Here is a 23,799-nt window from a genome sequence, read left to right as displayed (position 1 = left end):
GGTTTATTTAAATAGTACAGGCTGTTTTATAGACTAGTGAAAGGGACTAAAATTAAAATATATGAGCGAAAGAAAAACGGTATTAATATTTGAAGATGATACAATAATTTTGGAAGTCATAACTGTAGTATTGACAGATTTGGGGTTCCGAGTGGAAGTTTCCGAGACTTCTCATGATATTATTCAAAAGGTGGAATCCACAGAACCGGATCTTATTTTAATGGACAATTGGATCCCTAACATTGGTGGGGTAGAAGCGACCAGGCTTTTGAAGGCTGATGATAGATTTAAACATATTCCCGTCATTTATGTTTCCGCCAATAATGATATTCAGACATTGGCAGCCCAAGCCGGTGCGGACGATTTTTTATCAAAACCGTTTGATCTGGACGATCTGGAAGATATCGTCAATAAATATATTTAAGCTAATAGACAATTGCTAAAGAACAATAAGTATCGCGCACAAATTCTTATCGGCGGTATTTATTGTTATTGTTTATGCTTGATTATTTTGATAACTCGCGTAACAATAAAAAGGCCTCTAGTTTTAATTAGAGGCCTTTTTTGTACGCCAATCAGGATTCGAACCTGAGACCGTCGGTTTAGAAAACCGATGCTCTATCCAGCTGAGCTATTGGCGCGTCGCTTTCGGTAATGCAAAAGTAGACATTTGTTCAATAATTCCAAAATATCGCCTGTTTTTTTTTATGGTTTTTCAATAAGTGATTGCCTCTCAATAAGATTATTTTTATTGATCTAGATCAAACAAAATGTTTTAAACTGCTGTTACCTTTGTGTTGTTAAACAAATAAAAAAACACAAAATTATGGCACAGACAAAATGGGAATTAGACGCTGCACATAGCGAAATAGAATTCAAAGTAAAACACATGATGATTACTAATGTTAAAGGAAACTTTGACAGTTTTAAAATAGATGTTGATACTGAAGGAGATGAATTTGAGAATGCACTTGCAAAAGTAGTGATTGATACTGCATCCATTAATACACGTAACGAGCAACGTGATGGACATTTAAAAAGCGAAGATTTTTTTGATGTTGAGAAATATCCAGCGATCACTTTTGAAGCGACAAGTTTAGAGAATGAGCGGATCAAAGGAAACCTGACTATCCGTGACGTAACTAGACCTGTGGTGTTTGATTTAGAATTTGCAGGAATTCAAAAAGATCCTTGGGGAAATACAAAGGCCGGTTTTATTGTGGAGGGAAAGATTAAACGTTCTGAATTTGGCCTAAATTGGAATGCTGCTCTAGAGACAGGTGGAGTCATGGTGAGCGATGAAGTAAAATTTAGTGCTGATATTCAGTTTATAAAAGCTAAATAAAAACGATATATAAAATAAAATTTGGCAGGAGAGTAAAAATTCGTACTTTTGTCGCGGAGAGTTGGCAGAGTGGTCGAATGCGGCGGTCTTGAAAACCGTTAACTGTCACAGGTTCGGGGGTTCGAATCCCTCACTCTCCGCCAGGAAAAGCCTTTCAGAAATGAAAGGCTTTTTTGTTTAACGGCAATTTTAAGGTCTGTTTACCGAGTGAATTTATCACCTTGAAGCTATTAATGAAGAAAGAGGCTTTTAAACATTCTTTAAGTTCGAAATCAAAAAAAGATATGTTGTCTGTTTTACATCGGCTTTTTGTAATTTAGTGATATCTTTTTTAATGAAGATCAGAAGAAGTAAAATAATTTGCCTTTTTGTTTTGACATGACAGAAAAGCAGCAGGGGGGAATCAATTATGGATGAAATATTCAAACAGCAGGTTTATGATATCGCAAGGCTTATCCCAAAGGGGAGAGTAACGACTTATGGTGCTATTGCCAAAGCATTAGGTTGCCCAAATCATTCACGTCATGTGGGAAAAGCTATGGGAGGATGCCCCAAAGATGTTCCTGCACATCGTGTCATTTCAAGTGGAGGTACCTTATCTGTGCCCGAATTTCAAACTAAATTAATGGGAGAAGGTATTGTGGTTAACGGTCTTAGGATTAAAGATTTTAAACATTTGTTTTGGAACCCTATGGATGAACTCATTTGACTGATTATATGAAATATTGTGCTTTTCTTCGTGGCGTAAATGTTAAAGGGACCAATATGAAAATGGCTGAGGTCTGTCAGGTTTTTCAGGAGGCAGGGATGTCCCATGTAAGTTCGGTATTGGCTTCTGGAAATATCGTATTCTCCTCAGAACGTGACGTCGTTGACTTAAAACTTTTGTTGGAAGAGGCTATGTCAAGACACTTTTCTTATGAGGCTTTTTTGTTTGTCAAATCTCAAGAAGAAACAAGGTTGTTTTGGGACAGCATCCCATTTGAAAAACATCCTGATTTTCATGTTTATACTTTCGTCGGTCTTCCAGAAATAGCAGATCTATTAATGCATGAATTTGACAAAGCAAATAAGATAGCTGGAGAAAAAGCGCAGATCATCAATCATATATTTTATTGGCGGGTTCCAAAGGGAAATACACTAGATGCAACTTTTGGAAAGGTACTGGGTAAAAAGGCTCTTAAAGACAAGTTTACTAGCAGGAATGTCAATACGTTTGAAAAGATTTTAAAGAAAATGGAATAGCAATCATCATCATTATTTTTAAGAAAATGTATAAAAAAAGCGTACAGTCCATTGCTAATAGTTCGGTACGCTTTTTAGTATAGGCACTGTTCGCTTTTTGTCGTCTTATTCTATCTCTGCTGATTTTGCCCAAATATTAATATGTCCATCTTTTGCATATAGATCAATTTCTTGAATTTCGTCAGGACTGAAAGTTAAGTTTTTCAAAGCACCGACACAGTCGATCACTTGTTGCGGTTTTGATGCGCCAATAAGGGCAGAGGTGACCTGCTGTTTTCGGAAGACCCAGGCAATTGCCATTTGCGCTAATGATTGGCCTCTGCGTTGTGCGATGGAATGAAGTGCTTGAATATTTTTCTGGTTTTCTTCATTCAGAAATTTTGTTTGAAGCGATTTGGACTGAGACGCACGACTATCCGGTGGAATGTTTTGTAGATACTTGTTTGTCAACATGCCTTGTGCTAGCGGTGAAAAGACAATAGAACCAAGGCCCATCTCATCTAAAGTATCTAGTAATCCATCAGATTCAACCCATCGGTTCAACATCGAATAGCTTGGCTGGTGTATAACAAATGGAGTACCCAATGCTTTTAGAATAGCATAAGCTTCTTTGGTTCGTTGAGAATTGTAAGATGAGATACCTACATATAATGCTTTTCCACTGCGCACTAGCTGATCCAAGGCTGTCATAGTTTCTTCCAATGGTGTATTGGGATCAAAACGGTGTGAGTAGAAAATATCAACATAATCTAGACCAAGACGTTTCAAAGATTGTTCACAGCTTGAAATGATATATTTTCTGCTGCCCCATTCACCATAGGGGCCATCCCACATATGATATCCTGCTTTAGAAGAAATAATCAATTCATCTCTTAAGCCATTAAATTGTTGTTTTAGTATTTGCCCGAATGCCTTTTCAGCACTGCCGGGAGGGGGACCATAATTATTTGCAAGATCAAAATGTGTAATCCCTAAATCAAAGGCGGTTGTACAGATTTCAACTTTGGTCTGATGTGCCATATCATCCCCAAAGTTGTGCCACATACCCAAAGAAATTGCGGGCAAAAGGAGGCCTGATTTACCACAGCGATTATAGATCATGTGCTGATATCGGTCGGGATTCGGTATATACTGCATATATTCTTGAATTGTTTATTCCAAACTAAAATAAAATGCGGTTATTTGCAAGTTAATTATCGAGTTTTTTCCTAGGCCTATTTATTAAGAGCTGTTTATTTTTATCTTCTCTGACCTTGATGACCTGTCCAATGAAATCGTAAAGGTCTGTTTTCCAATAATGGTGATAGGGAACTGCTTGTAGGAAAAAGATTGGGAAAGAGGTCTCTTAATCTAATATTTAATGTATTTTTATGGAATTTTTGGGTAAATTAGGTATTAACACATGAAGAAAGTTCTATTTATTTTAAGTCTTTTTTTTGTTTGTGCAGGGAATATCCATGCCCAGACAAAACATCTGCTATTCAAAACCGCAATCGGGAATTTTAAAGTTGTCTTATATGATTTCACTCCAAATCATCGTGATTTGATTTTGAGGTCAATTAGGGACAGTGTCTATCAAGATGCTTTATTTAATAGGATTATTGAAAATTTTGTTGTGCAGGGGGGAGAACACGATGTGGATATTGCCAAACGTGAGGCTGCGGATTCTTTGAAACGAAAGCCGAGGCTGGCTCCAGAGTTTGATGAAAGAGCTTTTCATAAAATAGGATCATTGGGAGCAGGTCGAGATGGAAACATCGAAAAAGCATCATTTCTCAATCAGATCTATTTTGTAGTAGGCAAAAAGATCAATGCAGCTGAGCTTGATAGCCTAGAAATGAAAAAAGGTATAAAATATACAGCTGCACAACGTAAAGAATACCTTGACCAAGGCGGGCAACCTAGACTTGATCACGATTTTACTGTTTTTGGAGAAGTTTATGAAGGGTTGGATGTCATTTTAAAAATAAGCCAGGTAAAAACAGATAAACAGGATTATCCAGTCCAAAAAATACCTTTTAAAGTTTTAGAAATTGACAATTAGGCAAGTGCACTTATATCAAGTGTACTGATATTGGGAATAATTGATAAATAAAAATGGGGCTTTTTATAGCCCCATTTTTTATTTATGGTGTTGATTGAATTCTTCTTTAAGCTTTTCATAGCGCTCCTTCCAATCATTGGATAGTTTATTAGGAATATCTTTAAGGCTTTTCAGTTGAAAAGCAAGTACGCATGCTGCAAAACCGACTGTAATGATTGCCATACCTGTCCATATGACCAAAGAGAATCCCGCAAATAGGGGATTCCAAAGTAATATAAAGCTGAACACGATCCCTAATATAGCAAAAAGTGTAACCCAGGCCCAAGATTTGTTGCCATAATTTTTAAGGTCAAATGAAAAGGATAGCAACTGAAAAGATTTAAATAATGCATAGAAACCTATGATGAAGGTCAATGTGCTAGCTGAAAGCAATGGGTTGACGAGCAGCAATATCCCAAATAAAGTGTAAAGAATGCCACCTGTGAAATACCAGCCCCATCCCTCAACTTCATCTCTATTTTGCAAGGCGAAAATAATTTCTAAAATTCCCGAAATGATGAATGACCACGAAAACAAAATTGCTAACGTTAGAAACGAGGTTACAGGTGTGGAAATAGTATAAAAGCCCAAAAGTATTAAGAAAAGGCCAATGATGAGGGGAATATACCAGTGTTTGACTGACGTCCTGATCGTTTTAAAAAATGAAGTTGCCATAATAAATAAGTTATATGCTATATAATCTCAAATCAAAAAAAACTCTTTAAGAAAATTAATGAGGCTTGTATGCAGTATTAACAGCTACGTTTATCTTTTGTTTCACCACGGTTTCATTTTCTGTTTTTTTCAATTTGCAGTTCGTTTAGCTTAAGTTTATCGTCGGTTGTGTACAAGGAGGAAATATGGTAGCCACGGGAATGCTGGTATTCCGTGTGTTCATATATATCAATGACTGGCATAACATTGGTGGTTGGTTTCACGTGCTATGCGGAGTAGCATAATTGTAGTGAAGGGAATTGGAAGGGTGTAAAGTAAAAAAGAAAGGATATAAACTGGAGCCTTTTTATTAAAAAAGCTCCAGTGTCTTGGATATCATTTAAAATGCTACTTTTTTAGGATCTGAACCAGAGAAGCCCATTTCAGGAAATGCACGTATCCTCTGAATGTCGCTTTCTGTCAAGTCAAAACTGTCTATATCTAGATTCCGTTTTATGTTTTGGGGATTGGTAGATTTTGGTAAAGGTAATATGCCTTGAGACAAGGCAAACTTAATACAAAGCTGTCCAACACTGGTATTCTTTTCCTGTGCCAATTTTAGCAATGTTTCGTTTTGTAATATTCTACCTGAACCTAGTGGGGACCATGCTTGGACCAGAATAGTATTGGACTGGCACAGGGCAACGGTATCTTCTTGTAAATAGCCTGGATGGAATTCAATCTGGTTAATACTAGGTACGACAGTCGCTGTTTCAAGTAATTTTTTTAGATATTCTTTTGGAAAATTGCTTACTCCAATGGCTCGGACTTTTCCCTGTTGGTACAGGTATTCTAGCGCTTTCCATGTGTCCGCATTAATTTCTGCCCAATTCTCAAATTGAGCCTCATTTGCAGGCCAGTGGATTAAATAAAGGTCAAGATAGTCAAGTTGCAAATCGTTAAGAGATTTTTCAAATGCAGCGATTGCTTTTTCATACCCGCGTTCGGTATTCCAGAGTTTAGTTGTGATAAATAATGAACTACGGTCCAATCCACTGTCTTTTATAGCTTTGCCAACACTTTTTTCGTTACCATAAATGGCAGCAGTATCTATATGAGTATATCCTGCGGTAATTGCTTCTTTAACGGCTTGGTATGCTTCGTTGCCATCAGGAATTTGCCAGGTCCCAAATCCAATTGCCGGAATTTCAATTCCATTGTTCAATTTGAATGATTTCATTGTCAATCGTATTTTTTGTTTGCTCTAAAAGTAGTATTTAACTCGTATTATCCCGTCACCGAAATGTAAAGAGGAGGACTGCTGGTCGTTGGTAGCTTTCTGCTTATTCTCAATTGCCAAAATATATTTTTTTTCACAACTTTATTGTCAAAAAGGCCAGAATTCCTCGTTGTTTATGGCATTAATTCTTATCTTTAGGCGAAATTTTGAGAAATTCAGATTTTTCAGTGATTTCACATAGCATTAAAAATTAAACATATTTCTAATAGATTACTATGTCAAACAAATCAAAAATTGTTTGGACAAAAACAGATGAAGCGCCTCTATTGGCGACTTATTCGTTTTTGCCTATTGTTCAGGCGATTACAGCTACAGCTGATATCGAAGTTGAATTGAGAGATATCTCTTTAGCAGGCCGTATTCTTGCTAACTTTCCAGAATTTTTAAAAGAAGATCAAAAAATTGTTGACGCATTGACTGAGTTGGGGCAATTGGCAACAACAGCAGAGGCAAATATTATTAAATTACCGAACATTTCTGCATCCATTCCGCAGTTAAAAGGTGCTATTGCAGAGCTGCAAAAAGCAGGTTATGCTGTGCCTAATTATCCTGATGAGGCAATGACTGAAGAAGAGAAATCGATAAAAGCCAAATATGCGAAAGTATTAGGTTCGGCAGTAAATCCTGTATTGCGTGAGGGTAACTCTGATCGTAGAGCACCTAAAGCCGTGAAGAACTATGCAAAAGCAAATCCACATAAGATGGGCGCTTGGGCAAAGGATTCCAAGACAAAAGTAGCGTCTATGACATCTGGTGATTTCTATGGTTCAGAGCAGTCCGTAACTGTGGAAAATGCTGGTCAATTCAGGATTGAATTTGTGGATGCACAGGGCAGCGTGACAGAATTGAAAAGCTTGGCCCCATTGAAGGCTGGGGAAGTAATTGATTCTTCTACCATGAGTTTAAATGCGCTAAAAGGGTTTGTGGCTGATACGATTGCTGAAACAAAAGCCGCCGGTGTATTGTTATCTGCGCATTTAAAGGCTACGATGATGAAGGTTTCTGATCCCATTATATTTGGTGCAATCGTTGAAACATACTTTGCCGATGTCTTTGTGCAGTTTGGTGATTTGTTCAAAGAGTTAGGGATTAACAAAAATAACGGTTTAGGGGAAGTTTATGCTAAAATTGTAGGTCATGCAAAAGAAGTTGAAGTAAAAGCAGCAATTGATGATGCTATTGCCAAAGGGCCAGCTTTAGCGATGGTGAATTCCGATAAGGGCATCACAAACTTCCATGTTCCTTCTGATGTAATTGTAGATGCTTCAATGCCAGCGATGATCCGTATTGGTGGTAAGATGTGGAATAAAGATGGGCAAGAGGAGGATACGATTGCCATGGTACCTGATCGTTGTTATGCAGGGGTCTATGAAGCTACCATAGAGGACTGTAAAGAGCATGGAGCATTAGATCCTAAAACAATGGGATCAGTTCCGAACGTAGGTCTTATGGCCCAAAAAGCGGAGGAATATGGATCTCATGATAAAACTTTCCAAGCAGCGGGAAATGGTTTTATCCGTGTTGTTGATGCCGAAGGAAATGTTTTCATGGAGCAAAAAGTAGAAGCTGGAGATATTTTCCGTATGTGTCAGACAAAAGATGCGCCAATCCAGGACTGGGTAAAGTTAGCTGTCAACCGTGCGCGTTTATCAGATACACCAGCCATATTCTGGTTGGATAAAAATCGTGCACACGATAGAGAAATTATTAAGAAAGTAGAAAAATACCTTCCTAATTTTGATACTACGGGCTTAGATATCCGTATCTTATCTCCAATAGAGGCTACGAAATTCTCTTTAGCGCGTATCCGTAAAGGCGAGGATACCATTTCCGTAACAGGTAACGTTTTACGTGATTATTTAACTGACTTATTCCCAATTTTGGAAGTAGGGACTTCTGCTAAAATGTTGTCTATTGTTCCATTAATGAATGGGGGTGGACTATTTGAGACTGGTGCCGGAGGCTCAGCACCTAAACACGTTGAGCAATTCCTTCAAGAAGGTTATTTACGTTGGGATTCACTAGGCGAATTTTTGGCTCTTGGTGCGTCTTTAGAGCATTTGTCACAAACACAAAATAACCCTAAAGCATTAGTGCTTGCGGAGACTTTAGATGAAGCGACGGAAAAATTCCTAGCAAACGATAAATCTCCTGCACGGAAGGTGGGACAAATAGATAATCGTGGATCTCATTTTTATTTGACACTGTACTGGGCACAAGCCTTGGCTGCGCAAACCAAAGATGCTGATTTAGCAAACCAATTTGCAACTGTTGCAAAAGAACTGACCGAAAATGAGGCTAAGATCAATGAAGAACTGATAGCTGCACAAGGACATGCACAACATATTGGTGGATACTATTTCCCTAATGATGAACTGGCAGCCCAAGCGATGCGTCCATCAACGACGTTGAATAAGGTAATTGCTAGTATATAAGGCGATCTCCATAAAAAGAAAAGCCTCAGTTGTATAAACTGAGGCTTTTCTTTTTATGGAATACGTAGGTTCGAAAAACAGATTTATGAAAACTAACCGGTATTCCATAATTATTAATTTAAAGGGTATTTTACTCCCGTAAATGTCATTTTGATTGGGATGATGTGACCATTTTTGTCAAATTTCATTTCCTCAATACAGGTAACCCGTTCATTAGCTCCGTCTTTCCCGATTGGTCTGCGGTGGTAAACAATGAAATATTTGTCCTTATTGGGGATTTTAATAACAGAGTGATGTCCTGCACCAACTGCTACTTGAGGATCCCGTTCAAGAATTGTTCCGATCCGCTCAAATGGTCCAAACGGAGAGTCGGAAATGGCATATGCTACCTTATAATCTGGCCCAGTCCAGCCGCCTTCTGACCACATAAAATAGTATTTTCCATCTTTTATAAACATAAATGGACCTTCCACATAGTCTTTAGGTGTAATCTCCTTATAATATGTTCCATCATCGAAAGGGAGAAGGCCTGTAAAATCAGGTTTGAGTTTGACAATGTTGCAATGTTTCCAGCCTCCGTAATACATGTAGAATGTTCCATCTTTGTCTTTAAATACAAACTGATCTATGGGTTGAGCACCATTGATAATATCATTGATGAGTGGCTTACCGATAAGATCTTTATAAGGACCTTCTGGATTATCTGCGACTGCTACACCAATGCCCCCGATTTCACCCTGATGAACATCATTGGCACCAAAAAATAAATAATATTTTCCTTCATTTTCCAATACCGCAGGTGCCCACATTGCTTTTTTTGCCCATTTAACATTCGTGTTTTCTAAAATACGGCTGTGTTTCGTCCAAGTAGCCAGATCTGAAGATGAGAAAGCATCAAAGAAAACCTGCTCTTCATAGGGTGCTGAATAAGTAGGAAAAATCCAGTATTTGTTGCCATAAATAATGCCTTCTGGATCAGCATAATTCCCGGTTATAACAGGGTTCTGTTGGGCAAGTAGAGCACCGGCCCATAAAAGAGTGACTGTGGTAAAAATGGTTTTGATCATTATTCTTATTTAAACTGTTAATATACTATGTGTAATCTAAATCAATGTGCTGAATTGACTCATTTTTATGCCTATTTGTATCATTGTTTTTTGTAATGTTAAAATTGTGTTAAAAGCTATTGTGGCTTTTGACTTGAGAAGATTTATTTCGCATATTTGCTTATGTCATTTCCAAAGTGACATAAATACTTTTCATAAAATAGGTTAATAATATGGCTAAGATACCCGGAGTTCCCCAAACTTCGGGTGTTTTTTTTATTGTCTTTCAAGCCCGAAAATCATGACCAATTTATTACCAACATATAGATTCAATGTCTGTTCTGCAATGTCAAACTGAATGTTTTTTTGTTCAAGGATGTCAAAAAAAGCATTTTCAATATGTATATCATTGCAAGAGCGCATGTTGCTTGCCAGATGTGAAAAACGTATTAAATTGTCTTTAATATTAAAATTACCCCAAAAGGTATTGCACCCGGTAAATCCGGCGACAGTGCCATTTTTTGCATCAAATCCGATGCTTGCCCTACTTGTAGATACATCTTTCCCATTGAGCTGAAGTAAATTCCATTTAAACCTGGCGAGGAAGGAAGCTACGCTAGGGAGTTCTGTTGCCTTTTCTTTGGCGATGATTTCTATCAATTGATATTGGAGGGTATCTGTATCTTGTTGTTTCGTTTGCTGTACTTTTATTCGATAGCGATAGCCTTCTCGGTAATCAAAGCCTTGGATTGGTGTGGTTATATATTCCCATTTGGTGCTTTCGTTAGATTTTATCTGGAGGCATTTCATTTTTCCTAATTTGGATGCATTAACATAGGTCTCGTTGACATCCCATGTGAGGGTATCCGTATTTTCTGATGAAGACTTTCTTATAATTTTATCCAAAATATAGGTTGAACGTTGATTTATGCGATGTTTTTTTACGCGAATGTTATATTCAAATTTTGGATCATAGTCGAATTGTTGAATGTCTAAATAAAAAGTTTCCCAGTCTTTACTATTGAAATACTTGACCAAATAAGGTGGAGTATGTTGAAGACCAGATTTTACTTTTATCCGGAATGAAGTACTTTGGGCTTGTGAATTATATTGGAACGTAAAGAGGAGGAGCAGGATTAAGCTGAATTTTAGGAACTTCTTCATAACAGGAATTTAAATATCAATAAAACCGTATCTTTAAACATGAATGTTGCGCGAATGAAAGTAGTAGTATTTTTGCTACTTTTCTTACTCACCCTACAGATATATGGACAAAATAATAAGGATTATTTTAAAACGCAAATAGCTTTAGGTGAACTAGTCGATCCTGAGCTGAAAGAAGTTTCGGGAATTGTTGCTGCAAGTACGAAAGAAAGATTCTGGGTGCACAACGACAGTGGGGATGGTGCAAATATATATTTGATTGATTCGAATGCTAAACTGATGAAGACATTTACCCTCGAAGGGGTAGATGTGGTTGACTGTGAAGATATAGATCGTGTGCAAATTGATCATAAGAATTTTCTTGTGCTTGCCGATATAGGGGATAATCTAGGAAAGCGAAATTGGCTCTGTTTGTATATGTTTCCTGAACCAGCTATTGGGGATGCAATAGTCATACCGAAGCAATCTGTCAAAACTATATTTTTGAAATTTCCAGGTCAGCGACATTTAGATGCAGAATCTATTATGATTGACCCTCTTGATAACATGTTATATGTGATTTCCAAGCGTGAATTTCATTCTACAGTCTATCGCGCTTCAGTTTTTGCGAATCAGAAACAACAATATTTCACACTGAACAAAACGGTGGAATTACCCTTTACGTTTGCAACTGCAGCGGCGATAGATCCAACTGGTAAGGAAGTATTGATTAAAAATATTACTCATATTTTTTATTGGAAACGAAAAAATGGTGAACCGTTGACGTCTATACTTCGGCAGAAACCTGTTGTATTGCCCTACCAAGTTGAACCTCAAGGTGAAGCTCTTACTTTTGACACGGAGGGGGAAGGGTTTTATACAATTAGCGAGCGTCCTTTTGGTTTAAAATCTTATCTTTATTTTTTTGAAAAAAATTATAAGCAATATGATCAACACTAAGCCTAACTGGAAAAATAAAAACCTGAATTTAATAAACAATACGAATCATTTTAGAATCTAATGAAAACAACAAACTATCCTTTAAATCTTCTGATCATCAAAATAGGAAGAGCATTTTTTGTGCTGGCTGCATTGTTATGTTTTATGGCAAAAAGTCATGCCGCTAAGGTTGATACGTTATCTATTCAAAGTGCGGCCATGGGAAAAGCAATTAAGACAGTTGTAATTCTACCTGAAAAGTATTCAGAACATGCAAATTACCCTGTGTTATACTTGCTTCATGGTTATTCAGGTAACTACAGTAATTGGGTCAAAAATTCAAGCGTAGCTAATCTTACAGATCAATATGGTTATATAGTCGTCTGTCCAGATGGCGGTTTTGGCAGTTGGTACTGGGATATTGCCAATGATCCGAATTATCAATATGAAACTTTTGTGTCCAACGAATTGATTGCTTATATCGATCAGCATTATGCCACGATCAAAAATCGTCAAGGAAGAGCGATTACAGGATTAAGCATGGGAGGGCATGGGGCCTTGTCGCTTGCTATAAAACATCAAGATATTTATGGTGCGGCGGGTAGTACAGCTGGAGGAGTGGATTTTAGACCTTTTCCTTTAAATTGGGAAATTCATGATCGTATCGGTAATTATAGTGATGTACCTCAGGAATGGGATAATCGAGTTGTTATCAATATGTTGTCAAAATTGATAAATAATAAACTTCGCTTGATAATTGATTGTGGTAAAGATGATTTTTTCTACGCTGTTAATATGGCCCTACATGATAAACTCCTATATCACAATATCAATCATACTTTTATTACCAGTGAGGGAGGACATAATTGGGAGTATTGGTCGCGATCAATTGTGTACCAGATGGCCTTTTTTAAAAACTATTTTGATCAGCCTGAAAAGAAAAAATAGATAAATATTTGGCTTGAATGAATAAATTGTTATTTTTGTTTATAGAAAACCTTGACTAACAAATTATAAACTTATTATTAAGCCTTACACATTGTAAGGCTTTTTTATTATTTTCAAAAAAAATTGACTTCAATTGATATGTTTAAACCTTTAAAGGTTATTTTCTGTTTTTCTTCTTTTTTATTTACTGTGCAGCATGGTCATTGTCAGCATACTAAATCGATATCAGGGTTTATTAGGGACAGTATTAGTGGTGAAAATATCATTGGTGCGTTGATTCATAATGATCTTGATCAAAAGTCCACTGCCTCCAATAAGTATGGCTTTTTTAGTCTTTCCTTTCGCAGTGACAGTACAGTTCTAAGCGTATCGTCAATTGGCTATAAGACTAAAGCCATATCGGTTGAGTTCGATAAAGATTCAACTTATATTATCCAGTTGGTGCCGGAAGAAAATCAATTGGAAGAAGTTGTTGTCACAGGGAATAAGAGGAAATCAATGAAAGATTTGACACCAGGACTCACACAGTTTAGTCCTAAAGAAATCGAAAAAGTTCCGGTTCTGTTTGGTGAAAAAGATATTCTCAAGACGATCCAATTATTTCCTGGTGTAACCAGCGGAGGTGAAGGTAGCAGCAATTTTTATGTCCGGGGTGGTGGTGGTGACCAAAATCTTATTTTATTGGATGAAGCGCCAGTATATAACAGCTCACATCTTTTTGGCTTCTTTTCTACATTTAATTCAGATGCCATCAAAGATGTCAATTTTTATAAAGGAGGAGTTCCGGCGCAATATGGCGGTAAAATTTCATCCGTTATGGAGATCACAACATTAGATGGCAATAATCAGCATTTCAATGTTGAAGGCGGATTGGGGCTTATTGCTTCCAGACTTAAATTAGAAGGACCAATACAAAAAGGCAAGAGCTCGTTTATGATTTCAGGAAGGCGTACTTATGCCGACCTATTCTTGAAACTCTCAAACGATGAAAATGTCAAGAAAAGTGCCTTATTTTTCTATGATCTCAATGCAAAAGTAAACTATCGTATCAATGATAAGAATACAATCTACCTATCTGGGTATTTTGGGAAGGATGCAATGGCCTATCATGACCTGTTTGATTTCAATTGGGGAAATGCAACGGGAACTATACGTTGGAATCATGTGTGGGGCAATAGATTATTCAGTAATACGACGTTTATTTTTAGCAAATTCAATTATCAGGTCTCGATAGAGGATGATAATAACTTTAAAATTCGTTCCGATATTTATAATTATAATTTTAAACAAGACTTTCAATATAGCCTTTCAGACCGACACAATCTAAAATTTGGTTTGCAGACGGCATTGCAGGAAATACGACCGGCCAGTATTGAAGCCGGGGAAGATTCGAGGGTTAATTCGTTGCGCATTCAACATCGAAAAGGTATTGACATTGCGGCTTATCTGGCAGATGACTGGTCTATTACTGATAAAGTGAAATTGAATTATGGTATCCGAGCTACAGGGTACGCGACGTTGGGTCCGGGCATGTTCTATACTTTTGACAAGGATGGAGAACCCATCGATTCTACCTATGTAAGAGATGGAAAATTAGGTAGGAAATATTTGTATTTAGAACCACGTGTTTCCCTGAATTATGCCATTAATGAATCGACGACGTTAAAAGCTTCATATAACACCAATGTCCAATATCTACACCAGTTGAGCAATACTACGAGTAGTTTACCAACAGATCAATATGTGTTGAGCAATAATACAATCAAACCTCAAATATCCAAACAATATTCACTTGGTTATTTTAAAAATTTTGCAGCCAATAGGTATGAATTTTCTGTTGAAGGATATTATAGAAATCTACAGAATCAAATTGACTACAGGAACGGAGCTGATCTGCAAGCAAATGAATTTTTGGATGGTCAGCTGCTATTTGGTAAGGGACGGGCATTTGGAATAGAATGGTTTTTAAAGAAACGATTGGGCCAATTCAGTGGTTGGCTAAGTTATACGCTTTCTAAAAGTGAGCGAAAATTTGCGCAGATCAATGAGGGAGAATGGTTCAACGCACGTCAAGATAAAACACATAATATAGCGGTTGTGGCTCAATATCAAGTAAATCCGAAATGGAATCTAAGCGCTAATTTTGTTTATTATACAGGTGATGCAGTAACAATGCCTGCCGGTAAGTATTTTGTTGACGATAGGACAATTTTCTATTATGATAGACGGAATGGCCAACGAATGCCTGCTTATCATCGATTGGACCTCGCAGCGACTTATGATATAAAACGTTCAAAAAACAATTATTCAAGTATTTCCTTTGGTATTTATAACGCCTATAATCGGAAGAATGCCTATTTGATTGATTTCAGGGAAAAAGAAGGGCAGTCTAACGTTACAGAGATTTATAGAATTGCCTTATTTGGTATAATTCCATCCATTACTTGGAACTTTAAATTTTAATACAAATAATGAAAAAAATAGTAGGACTGATTGCTCTATTTGCGGGTATACTATTCAGTTGTGAAGACAAAATTGACCTAGAATTACCTGAAAATACTGGACAACTAGTTATTACAGCTGATTTAATGGCTTCAGATCAATTACATCAGATCAATATTCAAGAGGTTGTGGGTATTAAAGACGAAGTTCTTTCGCCAATAACAGATGCTGAAGTCATGGTCAAAAATTTAGAAAACAATGAGATCTATACTTTTCTCGCTGGACCAGATGGTGTTTATACCAATAAAACATTGCGACTACGCGAGAAAACAAGCTATCAGCTGTATGTCAAAACTGTGGAAGGTAAGGTGATAGAAGGAATTTCAACCCTACCTTCATATGTGGATGTGGATTCAATCGGGCTATCCGAACGAGTGTTATTCACAGACACTATCTATTACCCGACAATGATTTTTAATGATCCGCCGGAGAAAGGAAATTATTATAGGTATAAAATGTCTGTAAACAACGGTGAAATGCGTTTTATTGACGTGTTTAGTGATAAATACAATAATGGATTGGAAGTCCAACATGATATTGTGGATCGTGATAGAGATCTAAAAATAGGAGATAAGATACATATTTTACGTCAATGCATTGATGTGGGGGCTTATAACTATTGGAATAGTTTCCAGATGATTAATCCTGGTGCAGCTTCACCGTCCAATCCTATTTCAAATCTCAGCAATAATGCTTTAGGGTATTTTAGCGTTAGTGTAGGAAAATACTATGACTCTGAAGTGGTTTTAACGAATAGTAACCCCTAAACTCATTCTATACGGGCGATATGATATTTATTTTCTAAAAGAAACTCTATCGTTTTGGGCAAGGCATATGTCACCCGTGGGATAGCTTTAATATTGTCATGAAAGATTATTATCGAACCATTATTGATGTTGGACAATACGTTTTCTAAGCACTTTTTGGGGCTTAAATTTTGATCAAAATCGCCGGACATAATATCCCACATGACAACTCTATATTTTTTATACAATTGTCTAAGCTGTGATTTTTTGGCTTTGGCATACGGAGGCCGAAAAAGATCAGTCTTTGTTAATTCTTGACATTTTGCTATATTTTCCAAGTAAGAGCTGTCTGCCGTGTCCCAACCTTTGAGGTGATTATAGGTATGATTGCCAACTTGGTGACCTTCTTGTAAAATTCGTTGAAATAAATGTGGATTTTTTTTAATATTTTCACCAACACAAAAAAATGTTGCCTTAACCTGATATTTTTTTAGGATATCGAGTATAAAAGGTGTAATTTCAGGAATTGGACCATCATCAAATGTGAGATAGACTTTTTTTTCCATCCGTGGCATATGCCAAATAGATTTGGGATAAAGCCAACGCAGGAAAAATGGAGATTTGACAAAATACATAACCGATAAATGAAGTTCAAATCTAAAAAAATTGTATGGTTCTACATATGGACATGAAAAGATTTTATTATTCTGCAGTATTATTCACTGGGTTGTTTTTGGGAAAAAGTAACCAGATTCAGGCCCAACAAGTCGTAGGGGTGGCCGATGCTATACGCATGACCTTAGAACGCAATGTACAAATTAAGCAGGCTGAACTGAATAAAGAGTTGGCTGCCCAAGATTTGTTTCAGGCAAAGTCAAATCTATATCCAAGTTTGAGTGCAAGCGTTAGTCAACAATTAAATAACGGTCTTTTTGTGGATCGTACTACCAACCAGCTTGTCAAAGGAAATCAATGGTCCTACAATATGTACCCCGGGATTGGGTCATCTGTTAATTTATTTAAGGGCTTCCAACAAGTTAACCAGATTAAGGCCAATAAGATGCAACTGGAATCCTCTTCAACTCAGGTCGATAAGATAAAAAATGATTTGATACTGAATGTTTTAGTAACTTATTTGGAGGCAATAACGAATTTTGAAATGTATACTGCGAGTGGTGGACAATTAAAACTTTCTCAACAACAGTTCCAGCTTGATTCAATTCAATTTGAGGTGGGAAATAAAACTGTTGCGGATATTGCTAAGTCAAAAAATCAAGTGGCATCGGATGAATTAAACAGGATCAACCTAAAAAATTCATATGAATTGTCATTGTTAACATTGAAACAATTGATGGAAATGCCTCCGCAAACTAATATTTCCCTTGTCAGACCGAGCGTTGAGCGTGTGCTTCTCGATTCGGAATCCAAAAATTCCACGGATGTTTTTGAGATGGCTTTAAGAAATCAGCCGGATATTAAAAAAGCCCTGATTGATATAGATGTTGCCGCCAAACAGATTGACATTGCCAAGGGGGGGTATCTGCCGAGCTTAGATTTAAATATTAATTATGGTTCCAGTTATTCTTGGGGTGGGAGAGATCCAATTACAGGACAGAAAATTGGATTATTTGAACAATTTAAATTATATAAAAGTTTTGGAACAGGAATGACATTGAATGTTCCTATTTTTACCAATAATCAAAATCGAGTAAATGTTGCCAAGGCAAAGATAGGTTTGAAACAGGCGGAGGCTGCAGAACAGCTTGCCAAAAATAATTTAAATAAAGCTGTCAATCAGGCGGTTTTAGATGTGAGTGCAGCGAAACAAGGATATGTGTCGGCAACAACTGCGTTTGAAAGTGCTGAAACGGCCTACAAGGCAACAAAAGAGAGGTATGATATTGGCATGGCAAATTCATTCGAATTATTCACCGCGCAAACAGAACGTAATAAAGCTGAATTTGATCTGATTCAAGCAAAATATAATGTAATTTTCAAGTCAAAGATCATCGACTATTATTTAGGAAACTCAATTCAATTCGACAACAATTAACCTACTTGATTAATTAAAGAAAATGGCAAAGAAAAAACGTAGTGTAATAAAAATTATATTAATTATAATAACACTTTTGGCAATATTTGTTTTTATCGGCTTTAAAGCAGGCTGGTTTGGCAAAGGAGATATCACAAAGGTAGCAGTGGATGTTGTCAAGGAAATGGATGTGGACGAGTTAGTGTCTGCAAGTGGAAAAATACAACCGGAGATTGAAGTCAAATTGAGTTCTGAAGTTTCGGGCGAGGTTGTGGAGCTTAATATTAAGGAAGGTGATTTTGTCAAAAAAGGACAAGTTCTCTGTCGAATTAAACCGGATATCTTACAATCAGGGTACGACCGTTCTGTAGCAGCATTAAATTCACAACGTGCCAATCTGGCTGCTTCGCAGCAACAGCTGAAACAACAGGAAGAAAATTTCAAGAATATAGCTGCTACATTTAAGAGAAACCAGGAACTATTTGAGAAAAGAGTGATATCTGCAGCGGAAATGGATAAGAGTTCTTCAGAATACTATTCAGCTTTGGCATCAATTCAGGCGCAAAGAGAAACTGTGCGTTCCACTCGATATGGTATTGATCAATCGCAGGCTTCTGTCAAGGAAGCGCAAGATAATTTGAATCGCACAACAATCTATGCACCGTCTGATGGTATCATTTCTTTGTTGTCCATAGAAAAGGGGGAGCGTGTTGTAGGAACAGCGCAAATGGCAGGTACAGAGATTATGCGTATTGCCAATATGTCAACTATGGAGGTAAATGTTGATGTGAATGAAAATGATATCAATAATGTAAAAGTAGGTAATCAAGCAGAGATCGAGGTAGATGCGTTTCAAGATAGAAAGTTTAAAGGTGTGGTAACTGAAATAGCTAGTTCATCAAAAAATATTGCCACAACAACAGCTGCCACTACTTCAACAGATCAAGTGACAAATTTTAACGTGAAAGTTCGTATTAGTGCAGAATCTTATCAAGATTTGATTAGAGAAGATGTAGCTTCTCCTTTTAAACCAGGCCTTTCAGCAACCGTGCAAATATTTACGAAGCATGATAAGGGATTAGTGGTACCTATTCAATCCGTTACAGTACGCTCAGATGACAAGGATTCTACAAATACAAACAAAAAAGTTCAAGAATATGTATTTGTTTTAAAAGATATGACTGTCAAACAAACCTTGGTTAAAACCGGTATTCAGGATGACAAAAATATCATTGTGGTGTCTGGACTTAAAAAAGGAGATCAGGTTGTTTCCCGACCATTTGATGCAATTTCTAAGACACTAAAGGATGGAAGTAAAGTTGAAAAGGTCGATAAGTCAATGTTATAAATAATCATATTGTTTGGAGTTATGAAAAGGGAATTTGTTTTTTTACAATTCCCTTTTCATTTTCTTTGTAATTTATTAAATTTAAAAAACCCAATTATGTGACCGCATATGAAACGGCTATTAACTTATTTTAAATTTAGTAAAACAGAACAAAATGGGTTCTTTATTATTTTAGTGATCATTATCTTATTTATTGTCCTCTATACAATCATTACAAAACAGCGTACAGGAGACCCAATCCCAAATCAGGTTAAAGTTTTTGAGCAGTCGTTTCATGATTCTACAGAGATTATTGATTCTCCAAATAAGAAATATATTAATGAGAAGGTGAATGTAGAGAAAAAAAATAATATCCATAAAAAACGACCTACAATTGATTCGGAGGATGCGAAATTATTTTACTTCAACCCCAATAATTTGTCTGTTACAGAGTGGCGTAAACTAGGTCTTTCGGATAAGCAAATCACTGTGATCAAGAATTACGAAAAAAAAGGCGGGTCTTTCAAAGTTAAAGAAGATCTAAAAAAAGTATACTCCATCAATAGTAGATTATATAAAAAACTTGAACCTTATATCAATATAAAACCTGTTGTAGAGAAGACGATAGAGAAAGCACCTATGCTATATGATAAATATGAGACCAATAAGAGTGAGTTGATTGATGTTAATACGTGTGATACTGTAGCTTTAATGAGACTGAAGGGGATCGGTACAATACTATCGAAACGTATTTTAAAATATAGAGATGTGCTTGGCGGATTTTATCGTATAGAGCAGTTGAAAGAGGTCTATGGGGTTTCAGTCGAAACATATGAGATGATCAAAGATGAGATTGTAGTGTCTAATGTGGATGGGGTCAAAAAAATCAATATTAACCAGATTGATGCAAATTCATTGGCCAAACATCCGTATCTTAGCCCGAAGGATGCGAAATTAATAATCAACTATCGGGATCAGCATGGCAATTATGCTAATATAGAAGATTTGGCAAAAATTGGAACGCTTTCAGACCTTGCTATTGCGAAAATCGCTCCGTATTTAATTTTTGAGAATGATTCAAGATAAATTGAAACTGGAAATTCGTGATATTGTGGATTTCCCAAAGCCGGGGATCGTATTTAAGGACATCACCCCATTATTGAAAGATGCTACACTTTGCAATGAAATGATTGATGCTATTATTGATCAGCTTAAAGGAATAGAAATTGATGTGATAGCCGGAATTGAGAGTCGAGGATTTCTTTTTGGATTTTTACTTGCAAATCGGTTGGGACTCCCCTTTATTCCAATTCGTAAGCAAGGAAAATTACCCTTTAGAACAATTGCCGAGTCATATGCTTTGGAATATGGACAAGCAACTATCGAGATTCATGAAGATGCTTTTGCACATGGCAGCCGAGTATTGATCCATGATGATCTTTTGGCAACTGGAGGTACCGTGGTTGCCGCAAGTAAACTTATTGAAAAACTTGGTGGAGAAATAGCAGCTTACAGTTTTATTATCTCATTGGACTTTCTGAAAGCAAAAGGCAGATTGTCTCGATTCAGCGATCATATTTATTCATTAGTAAGTTATTGATGTAGCTGTTAAGTGTTTATTTATACGATATTACATGATACTCTTCGCAAATGCAAAAATAAATATCGGTTTACAAGTGATTGCCAAACGAGCTGATGGCTATCATGAACTGAACAGTGTGTTTTATCCGCTGCCTATTTATGATGTGATTGAACTGTTAGAAACCACATCTGATCTACCTTCATTGAATATTCAAGGGCAATACGTTCCAGGAGATATTGCTGATAATCTATGTATAAAAGCTTATGAATTATTAAGAAAAGAGTATGTTATTCCTACTGTCTCTATTGATTTAATCAAACAAATCCCAATAGGGGCAGGGCTGGGCGGAGGATCTGCCGATGCGGCATTTATTTTGAAAGGACTGAATGAACTATTTCGCTTGGAGCTAAGAACAGAAGAACTTGAAGCCTATGCTACACAATTAGGAGCTGATTGTCCTTTTTTTATTTCAAATACAGCAGTTTTTGCAAGAGGTATCGGAACTGATTTTAAAAAAATATCACTTAGTCTAGATCCGTACTTTATGGTAGTCATTATGCCTGATATTCATGTCTCAACTGCAGAGGCATACCATACTGTCAAACCAAAGCTGCCTGAGGTCAATCTGGAAGAAGCGATCCGTTTGCCTATTCAGGAATGGAAGTTCCACATCCGAAACGACTTTGAAGAAGGTATTTTCGAAAGATACCCTTTGTTAAAAGAAATTAAAGAGGCCCTTTATCAAAAGGGAGCCATATATGCTTCGATGTCTGGCTCAGGATCGGCAATTTACGGTATCTTTTGGGAGCAAATAGATCTGAATGAATTTGTAAAATATGGACGGATTTACTATCCAAGTCCGATGACATCATAGCCTTAACTTACCTAGGAAGCAATATAGAGCGCATCAAAGATTGGACCGATAATGAAGGACTATATTGCTTTCTAGACAAATTTTCCTAATATTCTTCTTCTACTTTGTAATCGACCAATTCACGGGCTTCATTTAGGACTTTCTCTTTTCTTTCTTTATTTAGCCCCAAAAAATCTAGTTTATCTGGATTATTTACTATATCCTTGACAAGAATCAATTGATTTTTTAACAATTGTTGTTCCTCTAGATCTGAAAGTGTCGTTAGACAGGTAATGGGGTAAAATACGGCTTTATCAACTCTTCTTTTGATGCTGCTTTCTTTTGGATAATCCCAGGAAAGTAAGTTGATATTGTAGTATTTGGCAAAGTCAATCGAGTCGGATGTAAAATAAGCATTCGTGATTAGCCAACCTTCTTGAAATCGTAATTCCTTTCCAAAAAATTGATAATTAATTCCACTAATGTCTTTGAACCGAGATAGATAATACATCGGCGTTGTTACGGAAATTTTTGCATCAATATCATTCCTGAATTTACATTCCGCAGTAATTAATTTACCATCTTTATACGCAACCACGTCTAGTTCATGTGAAACAGCGTGCCCTTGTACGGTCTGTCCTGTGGTGCTTTCATATCCAACAGAACGAAGTAAATGAGCAATGTACTTTTCGAAATAAAAGCCTTCTGGTCCTAGTTCACGCAATGCCTTTTTTAGACTGTAGCGAGCGGCATAAGAATTTCGAACGGTTTTTAAGGTGTCAAAAGCAAGCTGATAGAGCTCTCGGGTTGAGATACCATCATATATTTCATTGACGACTTTATCGTATACTTGATTGACCTGTTCAGAATTGGCTCCCGAACGGCTGAGGGAATGGCGCAACGCTTCACCACTGAAGGGGACTAGTTCACCCGAATATTTTTTAACTTGCATGAATTTTTAATTTGATAAACACTAATATAAGAGATGTAATCCGGGAAACCACATAAAAACTATTATTCTAGTTTAAACCTTTTTGGACCGCAATTTGTTTACTTATTGGACAGTACTTAAAAAGAGATTATTATGAGCAACTTATTGACATTTGCATTTGATAAGATTAAATCGAAAATAGAAGAGGATTGTATCGAAGAAAATATTGGAACTTCGGAACGGGTCTTGTCTGTCATAGCTGGCGGTTTTATTTTGGGTTTGGGGGTAAAAAAACTATTAAAGTCGCCCTGGACAGGAGTTTCTGGATTAACGCTGGGAGGTGCGTTGATATATCGTGGCGTAACTGGGCACTGTGATGTAAAGAAGGTGCTCGAAGATAAAGATGTCAAAAAAGTAGAAGTGATCGAACATCGCTATTTTGTGAAATAAGATGAGATTATTGCTTGAGATCTATTGATATAAGCACCACTATGCTCTATTATTGCTACAGCAAGATGATTTACTTCGAACTGGAGGTTTTTTCTAGGGCGTATAAGTACATGGGATTACAACTATTTATAGATTTATTATGCAGACAAAAAATACCTATTATGGTTTGAGTGCTCGCATAAAATTAAGTGTGCTATTGAGATAAAGTAGAAAACAAAACAAGCCAAAAAGATATCTT

At 36.7% G+C, this 23,799-nt stretch carries 23 protein-coding genes and 2 tRNA genes; 17 read left to right on the top strand and 8 right to left on the bottom strand.

Going from position 1 to position 23,799, the window contains the following annotated elements:
• Positions 1 to 61 precede the first annotated feature (61 nt).
• Positions 62 to 424 carry a response regulator gene (locus HX021_RS19130; protein WP_286592182.1) on the top strand — a complete coding sequence of 121 codons (363 nt, stop codon included), beginning with the start codon at positions 62 to 64 and terminating at the stop codon, positions 422 to 424.
• A 143-nt stretch (positions 425 to 567) separates the two neighbouring features.
• Here HX021_RS19130 and HX021_RS19125 read toward each other — a convergent pair.
• Positions 568 to 641 (bottom strand) — tRNA-Arg (locus HX021_RS19125).
• A gap of 185 nt (positions 642 to 826) precedes the next feature.
• Between HX021_RS19125 and HX021_RS19120 the strand changes: the two genes are divergently transcribed.
• From HX021_RS19120 to HX021_RS19105, 4 genes are all read left to right on the top strand, one after another.
• Positions 827 to 1,345 (top strand): YceI family protein, encoded by a 519-nt coding sequence (locus HX021_RS19120; RefSeq protein WP_286592181.1) that lies wholly within the window; start codon positions 827 to 829, stop codon positions 1,343 to 1,345.
• A 55-nt stretch (positions 1,346 to 1,400) separates the two neighbouring features.
• Positions 1,401 to 1,488, top strand: a tRNA-Ser gene (locus HX021_RS19115).
• 266 nt (positions 1,489 to 1,754) lie between these two features.
• Positions 1,755 to 2,054, top strand: a complete 300-nt coding sequence (locus tag HX021_RS19110; protein ID WP_286592180.1) for an MGMT family protein — start codon at positions 1,755 to 1,757, stop codon at positions 2,052 to 2,054.
• Positions 2,055 to 2,062: 8 nt separating this feature from the next.
• Complete coding sequence (locus HX021_RS19105; RefSeq protein ID WP_286592179.1) at positions 2,063 to 2,590, top strand: DUF1697 domain-containing protein; 528 nt, start codon at positions 2,063 to 2,065, stop codon at positions 2,588 to 2,590.
• Between the two features lie 105 nt (positions 2,591 to 2,695).
• Here HX021_RS19105 and mgrA read toward each other — a convergent pair whose 3' ends face one another.
• Complete coding sequence (gene mgrA / locus HX021_RS19100) at positions 2,696 to 3,727, bottom strand: L-glyceraldehyde 3-phosphate reductase (RefSeq protein ID WP_286592178.1); 1,032 nt, start codon at positions 3,725 to 3,727, stop codon at positions 2,696 to 2,698.
• A 265-nt stretch (positions 3,728 to 3,992) separates the two neighbouring features.
• On the opposite strand from mgrA, the gene HX021_RS19095 reads away from it, so the two are divergent.
• On the top strand, positions 3,993 to 4,634 hold the full coding sequence (locus HX021_RS19095; protein ID WP_286592177.1) for a peptidylprolyl isomerase: 642 nt from the start codon (positions 3,993 to 3,995) through the stop codon (positions 4,632 to 4,634).
• Positions 4,635 to 4,712: 78 nt separating this feature from the next.
• On the opposite strand, the gene HX021_RS19090 is transcribed toward HX021_RS19095, so the two are convergent.
• Positions 4,713 to 5,348, bottom strand: coding sequence for an HdeD family acid-resistance protein (locus HX021_RS19090; protein ID WP_286592176.1), 636 nt, complete (start codon positions 5,346 to 5,348; stop codon positions 4,713 to 4,715).
• 379 nt (positions 5,349 to 5,727) lie between these two features.
• Positions 5,728 to 6,567, bottom strand: a complete 840-nt coding sequence (locus HX021_RS19085; RefSeq protein ID WP_286592175.1) for an aldo/keto reductase — start codon at positions 6,565 to 6,567, stop codon at positions 5,728 to 5,730.
• Positions 6,568 to 6,842: 275 nt separating this feature from the next.
• On the opposite strand from HX021_RS19085, the gene HX021_RS19080 reads away from it, so the two are divergent.
• On the top strand, positions 6,843 to 9,062 hold the full coding sequence (locus HX021_RS19080; protein ID WP_286592174.1) for an NADP-dependent isocitrate dehydrogenase: 2,220 nt from the start codon (positions 6,843 to 6,845) through the stop codon (positions 9,060 to 9,062).
• A 113-nt stretch (positions 9,063 to 9,175) separates the two neighbouring features.
• Here the strand turns inward: HX021_RS19080 and HX021_RS19075 are convergent, their stop codons facing one another.
• Positions 9,176 to 10,129 (bottom strand): glycoside hydrolase family 43 protein, encoded by a 954-nt coding sequence (locus tag HX021_RS19075; protein WP_286592173.1) that lies wholly within the window; start codon positions 10,127 to 10,129, stop codon positions 9,176 to 9,178.
• 255 nt (positions 10,130 to 10,384) lie between these two features.
• The gene (locus HX021_RS19070) at positions 10,385 to 11,272 is read right to left on the bottom strand and encodes a DUF4377 domain-containing protein (protein ID WP_286592172.1); all 888 of its coding nucleotides are present in this window, start codon (positions 11,270 to 11,272) and stop codon (positions 10,385 to 10,387) included.
• Positions 11,273 to 11,326: 54 nt separating this feature from the next.
• On the opposite strand from HX021_RS19070, the gene HX021_RS19065 reads away from it, so the two are divergent.
• The 4 genes from HX021_RS19065 (at position 11,327) to HX021_RS19050 (ending at position 16,407) form a co-directional block, all read left to right on the top strand.
• On the top strand, positions 11,327 to 12,211 hold the full coding sequence (locus tag HX021_RS19065; protein WP_286592171.1) for a hypothetical protein: 885 nt from the start codon (positions 11,327 to 11,329) through the stop codon (positions 12,209 to 12,211).
• A 60-nt stretch (positions 12,212 to 12,271) separates the two neighbouring features.
• Positions 12,272 to 13,138, top strand: coding sequence for an alpha/beta hydrolase (locus HX021_RS19060; protein WP_286592170.1), 867 nt, complete (start codon positions 12,272 to 12,274; stop codon positions 13,136 to 13,138).
• A 138-nt stretch (positions 13,139 to 13,276) separates the two neighbouring features.
• On the top strand, positions 13,277 to 15,601 hold the full coding sequence (locus HX021_RS19055; protein ID WP_286592169.1) for a TonB-dependent receptor: 2,325 nt from the start codon (positions 13,277 to 13,279) through the stop codon (positions 15,599 to 15,601).
• 8 nt (positions 15,602 to 15,609) lie between these two features.
• Positions 15,610 to 16,407, top strand: a complete 798-nt coding sequence (locus HX021_RS19050) for a DUF4249 family protein (protein WP_286592168.1) — start codon at positions 15,610 to 15,612, stop codon at positions 16,405 to 16,407.
• A 2-nt stretch (positions 16,408 to 16,409) separates the two neighbouring features.
• On the opposite strand, the gene HX021_RS19045 is transcribed toward HX021_RS19050, so the two are convergent.
• A complete protein-coding gene (locus tag HX021_RS19045; protein ID WP_502959016.1) occupies positions 16,410 to 16,952 on the bottom strand; it encodes a polysaccharide deacetylase family protein in 543 nt (180 codons plus the stop codon).
• Between the two features lie 122 nt (positions 16,953 to 17,074).
• Here HX021_RS19045 and HX021_RS19040 point away from each other — a divergent pair, with 122 nt between their 5' ends.
• The 5 genes from HX021_RS19040 to ispE all read left to right on the top strand — a co-directional run bounded on the left by HX021_RS19040 (position 17,075) and on the right by ispE (position 22,201).
• A complete protein-coding gene (locus HX021_RS19040; RefSeq protein WP_286592166.1) occupies positions 17,075 to 18,439 on the top strand; it encodes a TolC family protein in 1,365 nt (454 codons plus the stop codon).
• Positions 18,440 to 18,461: 22 nt separating this feature from the next.
• Positions 18,462 to 19,766, top strand: coding sequence for an efflux RND transporter periplasmic adaptor subunit (locus HX021_RS19035; protein WP_286592165.1), 1,305 nt, complete (start codon positions 18,462 to 18,464; stop codon positions 19,764 to 19,766).
• A gap of 108 nt (positions 19,767 to 19,874) precedes the next feature.
• A complete protein-coding gene (locus HX021_RS19030; RefSeq protein ID WP_286592164.1) occupies positions 19,875 to 20,831 on the top strand; it encodes a ComEA family DNA-binding protein in 957 nt (318 codons plus the stop codon).
• Complete coding sequence (locus HX021_RS19025) at positions 20,818 to 21,345, top strand: adenine phosphoribosyltransferase (protein WP_286592162.1); 528 nt, start codon at positions 20,818 to 20,820, stop codon at positions 21,343 to 21,345. Before HX021_RS19030 ends, HX021_RS19025 begins: the two co-directional genes overlap by 14 nt.
• Before the next feature lie 34 nt (positions 21,346 to 21,379).
• Positions 21,380 to 22,201: a 4-(cytidine 5'-diphospho)-2-C-methyl-D-erythritol kinase gene (gene ispE, locus HX021_RS19020; RefSeq protein ID WP_286592161.1), complete on the top strand. Its 822-nt coding sequence runs from the start codon at positions 21,380 to 21,382 to the stop codon at positions 22,199 to 22,201.
• An 85-nt stretch (positions 22,202 to 22,286) separates the two neighbouring features.
• Here the strand turns inward: ispE and HX021_RS19015 are convergent, their stop codons facing one another.
• Positions 22,287 to 23,132 (bottom strand): ATP cone domain-containing protein, encoded by an 846-nt coding sequence (locus tag HX021_RS19015; RefSeq protein ID WP_286592159.1) that lies wholly within the window; start codon positions 23,130 to 23,132, stop codon positions 22,287 to 22,289.
• A gap of 132 nt (positions 23,133 to 23,264) precedes the next feature.
• On the opposite strand from HX021_RS19015, the gene HX021_RS19010 reads away from it, so the two are divergent.
• Positions 23,265 to 23,561, top strand: coding sequence for a YgaP family membrane protein (locus HX021_RS19010; RefSeq protein WP_286592158.1), 297 nt, complete (start codon positions 23,265 to 23,267; stop codon positions 23,559 to 23,561).
• Positions 23,562 to 23,799: the final 238 nt, after the last annotated feature.

Source organism: Sphingobacterium sp. N143 (assembly GCF_030325625.1).
Classification (GTDB): domain Bacteria; phylum Bacteroidota; class Bacteroidia; order Sphingobacteriales; family Sphingobacteriaceae; genus Sphingobacterium.
Note: the sequence above shows the minus strand (reverse complement) of the source record. Positions and strands in the feature narration are given on the sequence as shown.